This is a genomic window from Nitrosomonas sp. PY1 (assembly GCF_022836435.1).
In the GTDB taxonomy this organism is placed as follows: domain Bacteria; phylum Pseudomonadota; class Gammaproteobacteria; order Burkholderiales; family Nitrosomonadaceae; genus Nitrosomonas.
On sequence record NZ_BQXC01000002.1, the window covers coordinates 16,188 to 32,662 of the forward strand.

The 16,475-nt window shown below is 43.9% G+C and carries 22 protein-coding genes and 3 pseudogenes; 13 read left to right on the forward strand and 12 right to left on the reverse strand.

Features of this window, described 5'->3' with window-relative positions; translation table 11 throughout:
* Positions 1-142: 142 nt before the first annotated feature.
* Positions 143-465 (forward strand): annotated as a pseudogene (locus tag W03_RS12610) (transposase); the annotation flags it as partial.
* A gap of 184 nt (positions 466-649) precedes the next feature.
* On the opposite strand, the gene W03_RS12615 reads toward W03_RS12610, so the two are convergent.
* Both W03_RS12615 and W03_RS12620 read right to left on the reverse strand, forming a co-directional pair.
* Positions 650-1,276, reverse strand: a complete 627-nt coding sequence (locus W03_RS12615; RefSeq protein ID WP_244073759.1) for a cytochrome P460 family protein — start codon at positions 1,274-1,276, stop codon at positions 650-652.
* Complete coding sequence (locus W03_RS12620) at positions 1,257-1,850, reverse strand: cytochrome P460 family protein (protein ID WP_132467127.1); 594 nt, start codon at positions 1,848-1,850, stop codon at positions 1,257-1,259. Before W03_RS12620 ends, W03_RS12615 begins: the two co-directional genes overlap by 20 nt.
* A 127-nt stretch (positions 1,851-1,977) precedes the next feature.
* Between W03_RS12620 and W03_RS12625 the strand changes: the two genes are divergently transcribed.
* A complete protein-coding gene (locus W03_RS12625) occupies positions 1,978-2,259 on the forward strand; it encodes a hypothetical protein (RefSeq protein ID WP_244073760.1) in 282 nt (93 codons plus the stop codon).
* 119 nt (positions 2,260-2,378) lie between these two features.
* Here W03_RS12625 and W03_RS12630 read toward each other — a convergent pair whose 3' ends face one another.
* The 3 genes from W03_RS12630 to W03_RS12640 form a co-directional block, all read right to left on the reverse strand.
* A complete protein-coding gene (locus W03_RS12630; RefSeq protein WP_132467133.1) occupies positions 2,379-2,681 on the reverse strand; it encodes a putative quinol monooxygenase in 303 nt (100 codons plus the stop codon).
* Between the two features lie 622 nt (positions 2,682-3,303).
* The gene (locus W03_RS12635; RefSeq protein ID WP_244073762.1) at positions 3,304-4,818 is read right to left on the reverse strand and encodes a transposase; all 1,515 of its coding nucleotides are present in this window, start codon (positions 4,816-4,818) and stop codon (positions 3,304-3,306) included.
* A 27-nt stretch (positions 4,819-4,845) separates the two neighbouring features.
* Positions 4,846-5,001, reverse strand: a complete 156-nt coding sequence (locus tag W03_RS12640) for a hypothetical protein (RefSeq protein ID WP_244073763.1) — start codon at positions 4,999-5,001, stop codon at positions 4,846-4,848.
* A 201-nt stretch (positions 5,002-5,202) separates the two neighbouring features.
* Between W03_RS12640 and W03_RS12645 the strand changes: the two genes are divergently transcribed.
* Positions 5,203-5,517 carry a type II toxin-antitoxin system RelE/ParE family toxin gene (locus W03_RS12645; protein WP_106708193.1) on the forward strand — a complete coding sequence of 105 codons (315 nt, stop codon included), beginning with the start codon at positions 5,203-5,205 and terminating at the stop codon, positions 5,515-5,517.
* On the forward strand, positions 5,495-5,827 hold the full coding sequence (locus tag W03_RS12650) for a helix-turn-helix domain-containing protein (RefSeq protein ID WP_244073764.1): 333 nt from the start codon (positions 5,495-5,497) through the stop codon (positions 5,825-5,827). The genes W03_RS12645 and W03_RS12650 overlap by 23 nt, the downstream gene beginning before the upstream one ends.
* A 28-nt stretch (positions 5,828-5,855) precedes the next feature.
* Here W03_RS12650 and traF read toward each other — a convergent pair whose 3' ends face one another.
* From traF to traJ, 4 genes are read right to left on the reverse strand one after another with little or no spacing between them, the layout of a single operon-like run.
* Positions 5,856-6,398, reverse strand: coding sequence for a conjugative transfer signal peptidase TraF (gene traF / locus W03_RS12655; RefSeq protein WP_244073765.1), 543 nt, complete (start codon positions 6,396-6,398; stop codon positions 5,856-5,858).
* The gene (locus W03_RS12660) at positions 6,395-8,284 is read right to left on the reverse strand and encodes a type IV secretory system conjugative DNA transfer family protein (RefSeq protein WP_244073766.1); all 1,890 of its coding nucleotides are present in this window, start codon (positions 8,282-8,284) and stop codon (positions 6,395-6,397) included. The genes traF and W03_RS12660 overlap by 4 nt, the downstream gene beginning before the upstream one ends.
* Positions 8,281-9,939, reverse strand: a complete 1,659-nt coding sequence (gene traI / locus W03_RS12665) for a TraI/MobA(P) family conjugative relaxase (RefSeq protein ID WP_244073767.1) — start codon at positions 9,937-9,939, stop codon at positions 8,281-8,283. Before traI ends, W03_RS12660 begins: the two co-directional genes overlap by 4 nt.
* Before the next feature lie 31 nt (positions 9,940-9,970).
* A complete protein-coding gene (gene traJ, locus W03_RS12670; protein WP_244073768.1) occupies positions 9,971-10,423 on the reverse strand; it encodes a conjugal transfer transcriptional regulator TraJ in 453 nt (150 codons plus the stop codon).
* 352 nt (positions 10,424-10,775) lie between these two features.
* Here traJ and W03_RS12675 point away from each other — a divergent pair, with 352 nt between their 5' ends.
* The 5 genes from W03_RS12675 (at position 10,776) to W03_RS12695 (ending at position 13,229) form a co-directional block, all read left to right on the forward strand.
* Positions 10,776-11,201: a TraK family protein gene (locus tag W03_RS12675; protein WP_132467139.1), complete on the forward strand. Its 426-nt coding sequence runs from the start codon at positions 10,776-10,778 to the stop codon at positions 11,199-11,201.
* A gap of 107 nt (positions 11,202-11,308) precedes the next feature.
* The gene (locus W03_RS12680; protein WP_107803751.1) at positions 11,309-12,040 is read left to right on the forward strand and encodes a conjugal transfer protein TraL; all 732 of its coding nucleotides are present in this window, start codon (positions 11,309-11,311) and stop codon (positions 12,038-12,040) included.
* The gene (locus W03_RS12685; RefSeq protein ID WP_107803752.1) at positions 12,037-12,486 is read left to right on the forward strand and encodes a hypothetical protein; all 450 of its coding nucleotides are present in this window, start codon (positions 12,037-12,039) and stop codon (positions 12,484-12,486) included. The genes W03_RS12680 and W03_RS12685 overlap by 4 nt, the downstream gene beginning before the upstream one ends.
* A 169-nt stretch (positions 12,487-12,655) precedes the next feature.
* The gene (locus tag W03_RS12690; protein WP_107803753.1) at positions 12,656-12,949 is read left to right on the forward strand and encodes a type II toxin-antitoxin system Phd/YefM family antitoxin; all 294 of its coding nucleotides are present in this window, start codon (positions 12,656-12,658) and stop codon (positions 12,947-12,949) included.
* Complete coding sequence (locus tag W03_RS12695; protein WP_107803754.1) at positions 12,930-13,229, forward strand: type II toxin-antitoxin system RelE/ParE family toxin; 300 nt, start codon at positions 12,930-12,932, stop codon at positions 13,227-13,229. Before W03_RS12690 ends, W03_RS12695 begins: the two co-directional genes overlap by 20 nt.
* A gap of 138 nt (positions 13,230-13,367) precedes the next feature.
* Here W03_RS12695 and W03_RS12700 read toward each other — a convergent pair whose 3' ends face one another.
* Both W03_RS12700 and W03_RS13550 read right to left on the reverse strand, forming a co-directional pair.
* Entirely contained in the window at positions 13,368-13,622 is a 255-nt protein-coding gene (locus W03_RS12700; protein WP_107803755.1) for a BrnA antitoxin family protein, read from the reverse strand.
* Positions 13,597-13,881, reverse strand: coding sequence for a BrnT family toxin (locus W03_RS13550; protein ID WP_107803756.1), 285 nt, complete (start codon positions 13,879-13,881; stop codon positions 13,597-13,599). Before W03_RS13550 ends, W03_RS12700 begins: the two co-directional genes overlap by 26 nt.
* 124 nt (positions 13,882-14,005) lie before the next feature.
* Here W03_RS13550 and W03_RS13490 point away from each other — a divergent pair.
* Positions 14,006-14,214 (forward strand): annotated as a pseudogene (locus W03_RS13490) (recombinase family protein); the annotation flags it as partial.
* Positions 14,215-14,244: 30 nt separating this feature from the next.
* Here the strand turns inward: W03_RS13490 and W03_RS12710 are convergent.
* Positions 14,245-15,089: pseudogene (locus W03_RS12710) on the reverse strand (IS3 family transposase); the annotation flags it as partial.
* A 24-nt stretch (positions 15,090-15,113) separates the two neighbouring features.
* On the opposite strand from W03_RS12710, the gene W03_RS13430 reads away from it, so the two are divergent.
* From W03_RS13430 to W03_RS12720, 3 genes are all read left to right on the forward strand, one after another.
* Complete coding sequence (locus tag W03_RS13430) at positions 15,114-15,245, forward strand: hypothetical protein (RefSeq protein WP_258193062.1); 132 nt, start codon at positions 15,114-15,116, stop codon at positions 15,243-15,245.
* A gap of 112 nt (positions 15,246-15,357) precedes the next feature.
* Positions 15,358-15,597 carry an AbrB/MazE/SpoVT family DNA-binding domain-containing protein gene (locus W03_RS12715; RefSeq protein ID WP_107803758.1) on the forward strand — a complete coding sequence of 80 codons (240 nt, stop codon included), beginning with the start codon at positions 15,358-15,360 and terminating at the stop codon, positions 15,595-15,597.
* The gene (locus W03_RS12720) at positions 15,594-15,992 is read left to right on the forward strand and encodes a PIN domain-containing protein (protein ID WP_107803759.1); all 399 of its coding nucleotides are present in this window, start codon (positions 15,594-15,596) and stop codon (positions 15,990-15,992) included. The genes W03_RS12715 and W03_RS12720 overlap by 4 nt, the downstream gene beginning before the upstream one ends.
* The last annotated feature ends 483 nt before the right edge of the window (positions 15,993-16,475 follow it).

Here is a 16,475-nt window from a genome sequence, read left to right on the forward strand (position 1 = left end):
TGTCAAGGAGGCTCTCTGCATCCTGATACAAATTTCCTATTTTAAGAAGCCTGTTGCTGAGGTTTTCCCAGCCTAGCAGGCTGTCGGACTTACTGACCGAGAATAGGGGACAATCATATCCAAGTATTGTGAGCCTTCGACCATGAGTTTTCGCCCCATCAACCGCCAAACTGATTACTTGTTCCCGCCGTCGATGAACAACTGGCTGCCGGAGAAACATCTGGCGCGGTTTGTGGTGGAGACGGTGGAGGAGTTTGATCTCACCCGATTTGTTTCGGCGTACCGCAGCACGGGAAGCGCCTCGTACCACCCTTCGCTGCTGCTATCCCTGCTCATCTACGGCTACGCCACTGGGTTGTTTGCCAGCCGCAAGATCGAGCGGGCCACGACTCGGTTGCCTTCCGCTACATTGCCGCCGACTCCCATCCGGATCATGACACCCTTGCCGCTTTCCGACGACGCTTTTTCAAGTTTTCTTTAATACATCGGGATAGCCTATTTGTCAATTCTGCAGTCCCTAATACATCTGACTAATCCTGATCTTCCTTATCCTGCTGCCGCTCCTATTGGGGTGTACATTCAGCCTTTGACAGGCACGAATCAACCGGCCTCTGGTAGAGCGATAGTGTTAGCACACTTTTCCGGAATATTACCGATCAGGTTTGCTTAGCGTTGGGTAGCCTTCGACGTAGATCCAATCGGTGTTTTTTGCTGGCATATGACAGGGGAGACATTCAGTACGGTAATTAGTGGTTACGCTTCGATTTGAGCTGTCGGTTTTAATCAGCGCCCAACCCCAGCCATCGCCCCAGACAGGATTGTTGGGAAAACGGGCTTTGGTATCCTTGATCATTACAAACCACTGCTTGACGTCACCTGTCGCATGGCTGACATTGTTGCCCGTGGTGTATGTGCCTGCAGTTGACGAACGCAATTCCTTGACCAGGGTTGCGCCGTCCGGAAATTTCCCGGTTTTGCGATAGGTCTTCGCCGTTTCCGGTTCTGTGTAGACATCGTGAAAACCACTTGCCTCGCCTTCTGGGACAAACCAGGAACCCAAATGGGTCATTGACAGCCGAAAATCATCGGGCAGACGGATGTTGCCTGACTTGTCGACATATAAGGAAAAATCCCCCTTGTCGGCTATCGCTGTTCCAGCATGTGTCAGCAACGCCACCGTAAACAAAACTGCGGACAACAAAACAGCGATGTGTTCGTTTCGATACGGATATGTATTCTCTTTCAAGCGATTCATTTTATTTTCCTCCGACCGCATTCTCCGCGTTCGCCTTTCCGGCACGGAGAACAGGATAATATTGCGTGAATACAAAGTCATCTTGCGCGGACGCCTCGTGACAGCCGTTGCAATTCGCCGTTGGTTCCAAGTTCGCAGTCTTTTTTATAGATTTGTGGTCTTCGTTAGTAAAGCTGAAATAAGCCCAGTTGCCAGGTTCATTGGGAAATTCGCGCTTGCTTTTTATTGTCGCTTCCAGGCCAATGAAATCACCCATGAAATAACCCTTCCCGCTTGCTGCAACCTTGCTGCCGACACTGGTCATCTCCTTAATTAGTATGGCGCCGTCCCGAATTTTACCGGTCTTTTTCCAGTGCTCCCAGCTCTCCGGGTCAATGTAAACGGTATGAAATTCTTGGAAGTTGGCCTTTCCGTTATTCATATCATTTGGGGTGAGAGGCGTGCCTACGTATACCCACTCGCGAAATCCCGTCGGGCGTTCGAGCACGTTATTTTTGACAGTAAAGTATTCTTTAGCAGAAACACTGCCAGATATTAAAGAAGATCCCAAGGCAGCCAGGATCAATAAACCGGTTAAATATTTGTCAATTCTCATTCAATTCTCCTATCGATTATAAGATTCAGTGGATTCATGCCTTTGCAGCTATTTTCGGCGACCCGTCGTAAAGCGATTTACTGATTCTTGGTATTTCGCTTTTCTGAACTCTCCTTCCCCTTTATGGATGAACCCTTTTCAGAATAAGGTTCGCCTGTATGGCCCTGAATCGGGTCGTTCTTGTCGGAATAGTCGCCCGGGTCCTCCTTTTTATAGCCACTCTGCCCCGACGTATTGTTGCCTTGAGCATATGCCATACCCAGAGATTCCAAAAAAAGCGATACCGGAAACAATTAATGCAACTACCGCCGAACGCGTGGTTGAAATAGATGAGAAGGGCACGCCTGTTCCTTATTCATCCAGTAATATTGCTCATAGCTGCATCAGATCCGGCGCAAAAGGGTTTTAGCAGGGGCAGTAGCATCTCATCCGTCGATGGCATGGGATCAAGCCAGGTATCCCAATCCTCAGGGGCCAAAATGCAGCTCGGACTCCGCCACGCTTCATCCGAGCTGCTGGTTCCAGTTTTTAGTGGGGTAGTTTGGCAGCGAGCACGTCTACCTGATCGATCTGCGGCGGTACGGCGAATAATTCGTCGGCATTCGCCATCAGCGCCGCTGCGATCGGACCGGCCAAATGTGCCTTGCGCCCTGCTTCGTCAGCGAAGGCGTCGAAGATACCAAAAGTGGAGGGCCCCAGGCGTAGCGCGAACCAGACTGGCGTGGTCGCTTCCTGATTCGCCATGGCGAGGGCGCTTTTAAGGAAGTTGGCGACGTCAGTTTCCTTTCCGGGTTTGGCTTCCAAGCGTACGAACAGGGCAACTTTTACCATGGTGATTTTTCCTTTCTGAGCTTGAGCTTCTTTAGCAGCAACGCTGCCAGATATTAAAGAAGATCCCAAGGCAGCCAGGACCAATAAACCGGTTAAATATTTTTCAATTCTCATTTCAATTCTCCTATCGATTATAAGATTTAGTGGATTTAAGCCTTTGAGCTGTTTTTGGCGACCCTTCGTAAAGCAATTTACTGATCCTGGTATTTTGCTTTCTGAACTCTCCTTCCCCTTTATGGATGAACCCTTTTCAGAATAAGATTCGCCTGTATGGCCCTGGATCGGGTCGTTCTTGTCGGAATAGTCGCCCCGGGTCCTCCTTTTTATAGTGGCCCGGTACTTGACGCTACCGGCTACACGTTCAGTTCATAGATGGGATAGAAAGCCAGGCCGAAATGGCCGGGTATAGGAAAAATAAACCACCTTTCCATAAGTTTTGAATGTACCGAAAGCTAGCTCAATTGTCAAACACGGTGATAATCGATCGAAAAATGACTATATTCCGGTTCAGTTAGCACAAAAAAGTCAAAGATTTTGCTGCGTTTTGGCACTTCAGGCGAAAGACGCCCAGAGGTAAAGGTCAGCCCAATGATGAAGAGGATTGAAAGGAGCGAGCACGGGATCAGGTTGGCTCGAAAAGTTCAAAGGCCTGCGCAGGTGATCTGGGCGGCGCCCTGGCAGGTAGGCCGAGATGATCAAGAATCTTAGTGATTGCGCCGGATTCCAGGATAGCGGCGATGATTTTCAGGGTTCCACCACAGTGCGGACAATGTTCGATGTCGATATCAAACACCCGCTTTAACAAACGCGCCCAACTGATGCGCACAGAAGTTGTCGATTGCGGCACATCGTCATTCTCATCTGTTGGTTTACTTTTGTTTTTCATTCCGTCAGGAATAATCTCGGCTCGTAACTTGGCATTCGGTGCGAGCACGCCATGGAAGCGAATGAGGTTGAGCCTTGGCCGGGGAACCAATGCGGCCAGGCGTTGCATGAATTCTAACGGCGACATGACAATATGCGTCGTGCCATCCCGATAAGGCGTCTTTAACGTCAACACCACCTGCCCGGCACTGTTTAGCGCTAGCCGTTCATTGGCAATTGCCGGTCGCGTGATGTAACGGCACAGATGTTCCAGTTCCTTACGCTGATTCATCGCGCAACGCACCCCGGCATGCAGGCTAAAGCCATGTGCATTGACACAGTATTTTTTGTTTTCCTGTGGTTGCGTATTTTGTGTGGAAATGGTTTTTAACGTCAGCACCTTCTGCCCTGCCCGGCGACCGAGTGCTATCCGGTAGGTGCAGGCCGCCGATTGCAGTGGACTCAGCGCCGCATCCGTTTCCATTTCAGCTAAGTAGCTCATCCCCTCCTCCTCAATAAGCGCGCCGTTGCGGGTCAATGCTTTCATAATGCGCTGGATGATCTGGCTAAGCAGGCTTTGCAACTGCTCAGCCGTCGGTGACCGTGCGCTGTGGAATTCCGCCGCACCATTCTGGACACGGTAAACGCCGTCAAGCACGAGGCAATGCAGATGAATATTGAGATTAGCCGCCGAACCGAAACGTTGAATAAGCGTAATCGCACCGGTCTGTGCTTCGGATCGTTTCAATCCGGCCTGCTTGATCAGAAAAGTAGAAATAGCGCGGTGTATGACTTGCAATATCGATGTGAGCAGATGCGGATGGGCAGCCAACAGGTAACGCAATGGGATCGGCAGTGAGAGCACCCATTGGCGCACCGGCGCCCGGGGAATGATGTGGTCGACCAGGTGAGCAGCCGTCTGCGCCATACGCCGTCCACCGCATGAGGGACAAAATCCACGCCGCTTGCAGGAAAAGGCTACCAGTTTCTCATGGACGCAGCTGGCACAACGCAGGCGTAAGAACCCATGGGCCAGAATACCACATTCAAGAAATGCCTCAAATTCGTCTTTAACAAAGTCAGGTAACCCTGAACCGGTTTCCGTCTCAACCTGTGCAAAGAAAGCTCCGATGTGTTCTTGCACCAACCGATACAGAGTGGTTTCTTCCGGTCGGTGCCGTTCATAGTGGAGCTGATTTTCAACCGCTGCGTGTTGAGCTGGTTGGCGCAGGTTCTTTTGGTGGAATTGGGCGCGGGGTGTGGCCGTCGACATGATCTTTGAGAACGAAAACATTTGTTCTCAAAGTATCGACCAGCTAATGCATTTCTTGAAATCCAGAAGGTGTAATGTCCATTGAGCAGAATGTGCCGCCACGCGGTCGGCGATATCTGGTAGCAACTCATCGATACGACTATTTGGCCGGGTTGGAAGTTTAACGAGTGTCTCTTGAGCCATGCAGCCTGCTATGCTACAAAGCAACTACGGAAGAAGAGATTATTAAAACTGAGGCGAAACCCCAAGAAAGCTTTATAAGTTGACATTATAGGATATTTCCTATACCATGGCTCTGTAGATGATAAATTGGTTGTTATGAATATTGCGGAACCCCCGAAGTTACGGCCTGTTGTATGGCTGGGAAACACCAGAAAAAATATTATGGCGTTTCCAGAGGAAGTCAGGAAGCTGATTGGGGATGAGCTTCAACTTATCCAATTTGGCGGAATACCGAAGGATGCAAAGATTTTTAAGGGTGTTGGTTCAGGGGTCATCGAAATCGCATTAAAATACGACAAAGAGGCATACCGTTGTATTCAGGCCGTCCAGTTAGGAGAAAGAATTTATATTCTCCATGCTTTTCAGAAAAAAGCCAAAAAAGGTATTTCAACGCCAAAACAGGACGTGGATTTGATTAAGCAACGTTACAAGGAAGCAAAGGAGCTAGAGAGCCATGAAAAAACAAGGGAACATTGAATTTGAAAACAGCTCAGGTAATGTTTTTGATGATCTTGGAATAGATAATGCCGAGGAGCTACAAGCGCGCGGCATGGTTGGTTTTCATGTGGTTGAGCTTCTTAAAAGAAAAGATATGAAACAGCGGGAAATTGCTGAACTGTTAGGAATTAAACAAACTGAAGTGTCTCACTTGCTAAACGGCCATTTTAGCCGTTTTACCGTTGATAAATTGCTCGATTTTCTAAAACGGATGAATCAAAAAGTAACAATCCAAATAAGCCCTCATAAGCAAGGGGAACCCTATCATAACGTCGCTTTTGACGCTTAAACTGTATTAGTTCGACTAAGCCAGACGCTCATTTTCCCCAAGTAAAAACCGGCTCAACCACATGCTGAATCTGCAAACCCGCAATCAACCCAAAATACCGCGCATCAAAAGAATTCGGATTCACATCAGACATAAGCAGATATTCAGAATCATCCAGCACCCGCTCACCCAAATGATATTGCGGCAGTTCAGAACCATCAATATCTGTTTTTAACTGGGCACTGTTAGGCAGTAAGCCATCATTTACAGTAATACCCGCCTCATTAATAGAAACAGTATCCCCTGCTTGTGCAAAAACACGTTTCAGCAACATCCCATAACCGCCCGGACAGTTGCCTGTATTGATGTAATTTCGTGCCACGGCCATATCAAAAACCTCGTCTTGTGGTGGGCAGAAAGAGACGTATGCGCCCTTCCCTACTGGTTCATCAACAATCTTGTAAAACCCCACCGGAAAACTCGGCGTATTATTGTAATAAATACCCGTGAGTCGAAAAACAATACTCAACAGAAATATACCGGCACTGACAGACAAAACAATGCCTGCCAGAATATTGCATGTTTTTCTCATGATGATTGGATTATTTTGTCGCTGTAAGCAGGTGCAGGAACAGCAGCCCGCGCAGAAAACACAGAATCTTGAAAGTATAAGGGCTGCTTGCCATATATAGCAGGATAACCCGCCACATAAATGATCATGTCACCCGGCTTGGTAATCTTGCCTTCAGCATCTTTTTCTGGTGAAGTCATGCGTAAACACTCGTCAGGTGTTAATAAAGGACGCTGTGTTTCCTGCATGGTTCGCGTCACGTTACCATGCATCACCCCTACCCGCCTACCACTGGTCGTAATCTGCTCCTTGATGACCGTGGTTTGTCCGGTCAGCTTGGATAAATGCTCGGCTGTCTCAATCCGGTTGGGTGGAAAGGCATTTTGAATATGACAATTGGACGTGATGGCCTCATCGTGGCCGTACCCCGTCTCACGGCTTTTAAGTTGATTGATATCTTGGCAGATCAAATAGGCTTTAATGCCGTAGCCAGCAATAAACGCCAAGGATTCCTGAAAGATTTCCAGTTTACCCAGACTGGGAAATTCATCAAGCATCAACAAAAGCCGGTGCTTATAGTTCGCAACCGGCTGACCATCCTTAAAATCAAGCCTGTCTGCCAATGTCCGCACAATCATATTCATCATGATGCGTACCAGTGGCCGTAAACGCGTTTTATCGTTAGGCTGCGTCACAATATATAAGCTCACAGGATCAGCGTTGTGCATCAAATCACGAATTGCAAAATCCGAGCGGCTAATATTCTTTGCAACCAATGGATCACGGTATAAGGATAGATAGGATTTAGCTGTAGATAAAACTGACCCTGCTTCCTCAGAGGGACGATCCAGCATATCTCGTGCGCTGGCGCCTACCACCGGATGGTTCTCTCCATTAACATGCGGATAGGTAGCCATTTCCATCCATAGTTCACCAATATCCCGCTCAGGATCGGATAGCATTGAATCAACAAGCGGCAATGTGGCCTCAGTCCCTTCAGCGCCTTCATTTCCTGATTTATATAAAACATGCAAAATCACACCAACAAGAAGCGCCTGACTGGTTTTCTGCCAGTGGTCTCTTAGCCCCTTCCCATCTGGATCAACAATTAAAGTAGCGAGATTTTGCACATCACCGACTTCAAGCCCATCATGCATCCTGATTTCATCCAACGGATTCCAACAAGCACTCCCTTTGGGTGAGGCAGGATCAAAGCGAATGACTTTATTACCGGCATGAACCTTCCGCCAACCGGCTGTTACAGACCATAGTTCGCCTTTCAGATCAGTAATAACCGCACTATGCCCCCATGAAAGCAAGGTTGGAATAACCAAACCAACACCTTTACCCGACCGAGTCGGCGCATAACATAAAACATGTTCGAGGCCGTTATGTTTAAGGTAATGGGTTTTGCCTTTTTTATCCTGCCAGGCACCTACATATACATAATCATTTTGTGGAATCTTTTTCGAGGTTAATCTTTTGAAGAAGGATTGTCTTAAAGGAAGCAGCCTTGCCGCTTGGATGTCTATTTCATCCGCCCAGCGCGCTGACCCATGTAAACTTGAGTTCGGACGCGATGAATTATCCGCAACCATTTTTACAATCAGTGTCAGAATCAGCCCCGCTCCTGCAAATAAAACACCCATACTTCCGGATAGCTCAATAATATCCGGATGCTGGCCATACCATTTATTAGCCCACTCAAAAATCGACCAAGGCGGGTATAACTGGTTAAAGTGAACACCAAGCTGCGGTTGATATTGGAATCTATAGGCAAAATATTGCGTTGCAACCTGAACCCCACCCAACATAAAGAAAATCGCCATAATCTGAGTAAGCCTGGTTTTAACCAATCCTTCGTTCTTTATTATAGGATTTCCCGAATTTTGGTTTGAATGGTTCATTTTGACCGTCCTTTTCGAGGTGATTTGATACTGCTTCTGAACACTTTCTGCTGCAATGGATTCTCTTCCTTATCTAAACCATTCGCATCGCGACCCTCTAATCCTTGACCCGTTCTGTTATTGATTAAATCTAATCGGCGTTGTTCTAATGCTTCATCATCAAATGTAACATCAAGATTTGTATCTACAGCGACTTGAACAACTTTTTCACGGAAATCATCCGACCCATTGATAGTCAATTTCTTACCGTACTTAATCTTAGCCTCTTGTAATATTCCTGACATTTTCTCTTTGGCCGCACCAGCCATAATGACCAACCGATTGCCGCCATCACGAATGGCGATTGATCCGATATTACAAATAATCGTGCCCGTTCTAGTAATCGTCTCTATAAAATCCTTATTCTTTAGAGAATCGTCATTAGTCTGCGTACCCGAGACATTATTTGTCTGCGCGCTATAATGTTTTCTGGATCGCAATATATCCAGCGCTTCCTGATTTCCCTGCCGGGATTCCTTCACCAGCCAGCTCAACCAGTCCATTCTTTTATGGCTTGCTTTTGAGGCTTGATATCCTTCCCTAAAGTCTTTATTAATCGCTCCAATGCTGGTTCTCAATTCACTATAAACAGACGCAACCATTATTTTTTGTGACAGCCTACCCGAAGTAACATTTTTGATCAGTAGTCGTTTTAGCTTAGCTTTGGTTTTGACGGCTTCTATGGCTTGATTCTTTTTATTACGCAGTTTATTCCATTGGTTTTTTCCAAGTATTGCCGCCTCATTCTGCTCTTTTGTGTATTGCGCATAAAGTTTTGATGTATCAATTTTGTTACGCAGTGGCCTGGGCTCATATTGCTTTGAATATTGTTTTTTGGTCGTTGTATCATCATCAACCCCGACATAACCACCGAGCCTCTTAACCAAATTGGCCTTTGATAAGGCTCTGTCAATAGAACTGGCTTTAACGCCAATCCCATTACTGGAAACAAATACAAAACCATTACCGCGCTCACGCAATTCGAGGCCATGATCCTTTAACACTTGGTGTAATTCAGTCCAACTTGTCGCAGCTTGAATCTGCGCCAGGCATTCTTGTTGCATCCAACCGATAAGACTCTCCGATCCAGCCTTGAACTCAATATTGGACGCCCTACCCTGCGCACCGCGTTTGATTGTTTCGTGATTATCCGGTGTTAGTCCATATTTCTGTTCCAATTTTTCACAAAGTTCACCAATGACTTTATAGTCATAATGGGGGTTATGTATCGTAAGCCTTTCCGGATGTATTTTATTGATCGCAATATGCATATGCAGATGATCAGTGTCATGATGCACAACACTGAGTCGTTGGTGTTCACCAAAGCCTAGGCCATCACAGAGTTGGTCCTCTATTTGCTGCAAAGTCGCTTCGGATAATTCATCATCACGAAAACTAACCACCAGGTGATAGGTTTTGTCAGAAATCGCGCGTTGATTCATCTGCTGCGTATTAAGCACTTCGGCAACCACACAATCCGGACGATCCGAGTAACAATTAACTGCGCGGATTAAACCGATGCGCTCAGTCTTATTTTGTGGGTCAACAATATAATTCACCAGTCCGGCAAAGTTGCTTTTCTTAACTGAATTGATTGGGATGTGTTTGGCTATCATGATTATTTTTTAATCGAATTCTCTTGGATTTCTATTTTTTTGAGTTGATGATTTTCATCATGATGGCCGTCATTTGTGTACGGGTTTCTTCAATGTCTTTTAACAGACCATTAATTGTTTTCTTGTCAAAATGGGCTGCACGCCGATCATCGCTTAACCATAATTTTAAAAGCCCCCCTAGCCTGCCTAGATCACCGTTTATTTTTGCCAGTTCGTTTACTTTTTGGTTATCGATGATGCTGGTGGGCTCATAACCTAAGCCTAGTTTTTTTAAATATTCTGAAATACTCAGGCCGCATTTTTCGGCTTGCTCCCTGATGATTTTTCCTTCTTCCGGTTCCACTGGAACCCTGAGATGGAGTTTGTATTTTCTTTTATTCTTTGGGTTTGTCTCACTCATTGCTTTGGTTGATTCTTCGTTTTCTTGATTGCTTTTGCCTCGGCTTTTACCCTTGCCTCGCAGAGCAGGATTATCGTTGAGCACACCGTGCGAATAAGAGCTTGTGATGTTGGATGACAAGTTTACTTGTTAGCTAACATCACATATCCTGCCCTGTATTCTATCTCTATATACTAAATTATGCATTATTATTTAAGTTTGTAGTTATCTAATTCGAGCTGACATTTCTTGATTTAATATTTGTTTAATTCTTATATACCTGTTATACAGTGGATATCTACTGCATTATTGGCTAATAATTGGATAGATTATTGAATAATTGGTTGTATGATTTGCTCATGAAACAATTGAATTCTCAAATCATGCAAACCAAAAAGTTTTTGAATGGAATTATGAATACGACATTGTCGTTTTAGTACGGCGGCTATTAGCGGATATGGAAAAAAAGTTATCTCAACGGATGGCCGAGAATGCAGTCAAGAAAAACAAAAGCAATGCAAGATTCAATCTTGCAATGTTTCTCCTTCTGCGCGACGAAATAAATGAAGCCATCGATGATGGATGGTCAGTTAAATATATTTGGGAAGTATTATACGAAGAAGGAAAAATTACATTTAGCTATCAAACTTTCTTGAATTTAGTAAATAAATATAAAACTAATTCATCCCTACAATCAAAAACTATTATCGCTAAAAAAGAATCCGCGCCATTGCCTGATTCTGAATCGACGGCGCAACTCCAGCCTGAATCAGAATCGACACAAGATCGGATAAAAATAACTGACTCACCAAAATCCCCGGATTATGGAAACCCGAAAGGTTTCGAGTGGAGTACTGATTATGATCCTAAGGATTTTATTTAATAGCTGCCAAGATCATTGCGCTCATTCCCGTATTAAGAATCAAGATTCACAACGTGATGTAGCAAGCTTCAATTTAAACGCAACAATTTTATGAAGGAATTATTCTAATGGCTAAAGTACACATGATCTTGCAAGGTAAGGGAGGGGTTGGTAAATCTTTCATCGCATCCATACTGGCACAGCATTATTACGCCAAGAAGAAAAATGTTCTTTGCATTGATACTGACCCGGTGAATGCTACTTTTCATGGATTTAAGAAATTAAATGTTCAGCGATTGGATTTAATGGAAGGTGACGAAATTGATCCACGTAAATTTGATGATTTGATTGAATCCATCTCCAAAAGTAAAACCGATGTGGTGATTGATAATGGCGCCAGTACCTTTGTGGCTTTGGCACATTACTTAATCAGCAATCAGATACCTGCCCTGCTTAAAAACAGTGGTATTGAGCTGATCGTCCATACCGTTATTACCGGTGGTCAGGCACTGACAGATACCTTAAATGGATTTAAGAAGATGGTAAAACAGTTTCCTGATGATGTTTCATTTGTTGTCTGGCTTAATCCTTTTTGGGGAAAGATTGAGCTCGAAGGCAAAAGCTTTGAATCTTTGAGTGTTTATCTGGATAACAAAAACCGCGTATCAGCCATTATCAAAATACCAGAATACAAGCCGGAAACTTTTGGTCGTGATTTAAGTGAAATGCTCCAAGCGAAGTTGACCTTTGCCGATGCGATCAAAAAACCGGAATTAACCATCATGAATCGCCAACGGCTAACAATAATACAAAGCGATCTGTTTGAGCAATTAGAAGGTGCACAAGCCGTATTGGCATGAGTACGACCGATGAAAAGATTGATAAAGTAATTCAGCAAATCGCATCCGTTCATGGTGTTGCCGTATCCAAAGATGATCCCATCATGATACTGCATACCATGAATGAGCGCCTCATTTCGGATAGCAAGGCTGCTCAGCAGGAATTGTTGGATAATTTTAGAAGTCAGCTTGAAGTGACTGTTTCTGAATTGTCCATGGCAGCTAAAAATCATTCGGATCGAGTTCTTAATTCAACCATACAAACCAGCAAAACAGAAATCTCACGCGTAATGGAAGAACAATCCAATATTATTATTGAGCGTTGGAAAGCTGATTTGCATGCTGAATTTAATGAAGCCTGCAAAACAATGACAACTTCAAGACAAACCGCAATATTGAATATTATCGCTTCATTTATTACTTTAATTGCTGCCGGAATTGTTTTGACTATCTATTTGAAAATGTAAAATAGGGGTCTTTAAATCAATATTTAAAAGTCAATGCCTTAATATGATGCGCTTCCTCCAACCAACTACTCGAAAGCAAGCTTTCTAAATTTTCCCCGTTAAGCTTGTCAAGCTAGATAGCATTCTATAAACTGATTATAATCCGTAAATAATTTGTTGAGGCCTTATCATGTTTAGAATGAATGCTATAAACCCCGTTTCAGATTTTAGCCGCAAACCTGCGGAGCATATCAAACGCTTAAAAGAAACTGGAAAACCTGAAATACTGACTGTGAACGGCAAAGCGGAGTTAGTCATTCAAGATGCAAGAGCCTACGAAGAAATGATAGATTTATTAGAAACGCTAGAGAAAACAGCACAAGCAGCCAAATCTCATGATGAAGGTAAAAGTATTCCTGCTAATGAGTTTTTTAAAGAATTTGAGAAAAAACATGGCTTAAAGCGTGACACAGTACAAGATTGACATTGCACCAGAAGCCGCAAAAGAAATAGAAGACATTTATCTCTATATTGCCAAGGATTCCCAGAACAATGCAACAAGTTGGTATTTTGCTATCTATGACAAAATACAGACCCTAAAAGATTTTCCTGCGCGCTGCCCTATGGCTTTTGAAGATCGTTACTATGAATATGAAATTAGACACTTAATAATAGGTAATTATCGCGTGTTATACCGTATACAGGATAGAACCGTTCAGATCCTCCACGTAAAACATGGGGCACAGCAACGAAATCCATTTTAAACTTGCAATTCCCCGTGGTCTTGCCACGGGGAATTGCAAGTTGAATGTGGCCCAGACATCAAGCGACGGCCAGAAATATAACGAATAAGGCTAGATCGTATCGGAGCTAATACAAATTATTCAACAACACCAATTAATTTACAGTTCTTTTTTATGAGTTTCATAAAAGCTTCTCAAAACAGTATTCATCCTGGTTTGGTAGCCTCTACCCTGATTTTTAAACCATTCGACCATATCCGCATCAAAGCGTACTGTTAAGCGCTCTTTCTTCTCCGGGTGAACAAGTACAGCATTTTTCCAGAAGGTCTCATCAAGTTCAGGAATGTCACTGCAATCTATATCTTCATCCTTAATAGCTTTAATTTCCTTAAGACGTTTTTTTGATATGCTCATTGTACAACCTCCTTTCTTTCTTCTTGGCTGGCCTCGCTGAAATAATGCGCGTTATACCATTTCTATCTGTGTGAACAACAACAATGATGATTTCCCCATCAAGCGAACCAATGCTTATTATTCGCGTCTCGTTGTAATCTTTACGCTTATCAATCCATGTAAAAACATCGTTCTCGAAAATTTGGCAAGCTTCATTAAAGCTAATACCGTGCTTCTTTAGATTTGTTATGTCTTTATCAGGGCTCCATTCATAGCGCATTTTCTATATGTACAATATGTATGTACATATGTCAAGAATTATATATTTTGTGAGAAATCCTCAGAACAAATACCGAAACACCCTTTTGGTTATTCTCTAAACGATCGTTTTGGGAACAGAAAATATGTTGATCGGATATGCGCGGGTTTCCACTCTGGATCAAAATCCACAATTACAGATTGAGGCACTAAATGAAGCAGGATGTAAAAAGATATTTACCGAAAAAATATCAGGGCAAGTACAAAACGTTTGCAGTTAGAAGATGCTCTTAAATATATGCGTGAAGGTGATACGCTGGTAATCTGGAAACTCTCACGCCTGGCACGGTCGTTGTCAAGCTAGTTGTCGCCTGAACGTATGAATTTATGCTGTCTTTTTGAGTTCTGAATTAACCTCCTTTTGATCGGTTTTTTTGGGAACGCGTTGATCCGGGTTTAAATGAACGACACGAACTGGCTGCCAGTTCCGAGTAACGCCGCTCCAGCGTTCCGGATGCCTCTTCTTCGCTTCTTCATACACATTGGCACGCTTCTGCAGCAACTCGGTATCCAGGTTGGCATGGCGTTCTGCCGGGGTTACAAAGCGGATGGCACTGTGACGATGTTCATGGTTGTACCATTGGATAAACATGCCTACCCACCGCCTGGCGGCAAGGAGGCTTTCAAACGCTTGGCTAGGATAAGCTGGCCGGTATTTCATCGTCTTGAATAGCGACTCTAAATATGGATTATCGTTACTGACCGCCGGGCGGCTGAATGATGGTGTCACACCCAATGCTTGCAGGGTAGCCAACAACGTTGCGCCTTTCATCGGGCTGCCGTTGTCCGAATGCAGTACCACCTGGTCCGGCGCGATTTTTTCTCGCATGCAAATATCGCGCATGACGTCGCTGGCCAGTTCACTGCTTTCTGTATCATAAACTTGCCAGCCAATGATTTTGCGGCTAAAAATATCGATGAACAAATACAGGTAAAATAGACTCCCAATACCAGTGTGGGCAGGTAAGTAATATCCCAACTGACCAACTGATTGGGTGCCGTTGCCGATAGCGCACGCGGCTTGTGACGCTGTTTTACTGGTCGTTCCGCTCTGCGCTGCTTGAGCTGATTTTCCGCTCTCAGTACGCGATAGAAAGTTGATTCGGAAGCAATGTATTGTCCGCAGTCGGCTAGCCTGGGAACAATCTGACTGGGCGGAAGCTGACCAAATTCGTCTGAATGAAGGATGATAAAATGCGCACAGTACAAGCCATGCTCAAAGATACTGAAAATTACCCTTTTATCTCCGACATCATTAAAACCCTTGGTATCGGCAGAACAACCTTCTATTGTCACTTCCCGCCAAAATGGTTCTGGACAGTTTAGAACATGACATTATGTGCTTGGCGCATAACGAGGAAATCTTAACATCATGTTGCCTTACCGATATGTAAGGAATATAATGAAAGCTATCTCTTAGTGAAAGAAAAAATTAATTATGTCGACAGCGAAAATTACCAGCAAAGGCCAGATTACTATTCCAATTGAGATCCGCACTTTATTAGATCTCCAGAATGGAGACAAAGTTAATTTTATTGTAGGTGATTGTGGACAAGTCAATTTTATTCCTGTGACCAAAAATGTTACCACTTTAAAAGGTATTATCCCAAAACCAGAAAAAGCAGTAAGTATCGAGGATATGAAGAACACGATTAGAGCCAAAGGCAGCCAGTCTTGAAAGGTTTAGATACAAATGTGTTGGTACGCTATTTGGCGCAGGATGATCCCATACAATCGGCTCAAGCCACTCGATATATTGAAACACATTGTACGAATGACAACCCATGCTTTATAAGCCAGATAGTTTTATGTGAATTGGCGTGGGTATTGGAAAGTAATTATAATCAGAGCCGTGATGACATTGCATCGATGGTCGAAAACATATTACAAGTCAGCCAATTGGAAGTAATGGAGTCAGAAGTAGTTTGGCGAGCACTCAATGATTATCAAAACTCGAATGTGGACTTTCCCGATCATCTATTGGCAAGGATCAATGAAGCGAGGGGTTGCACAGAAACAATGACGTTTGATAAAAAAGCGTCCAAACAACCTGGCTTTCAACTGTTAAGGTGAATCCACCTAGTAGCTTTGTAATAAATACCTGCACTAACGTTCTATAACTCATATGATCCGGTGAGACACCCTGCTCTATGAGTGCATTGATTGAGGATCAAGAACTTGAGAACCATCCGATTTTTAGACCCTTGCATAACCAATTAATATAGTTTTACTTGTTTCATAAACGACCGTTTCTGTAACACTTATTTTTAACAGTTTAAAGTAGATTAAACAGTAACATACTAAGTTAATCATACAAAGTATCCTATACGTGATTAATTTCATATGAAACTTTATATCATTGTGTTATTCAGCACCTCACTAGGCACTATTGTTAGAAATTACCCAGGCTGACTTATTCAAAGTACTAAGCTTCTAAATTTAACTGACTCTTCTTAGCAGAAGATACCATTTTACACATCGCGACGCGGAGTATGATAAGTAGAGTTTCTCAGGTGAATGGGTGATACATAATCATGATCATGAAATTCAAACAAG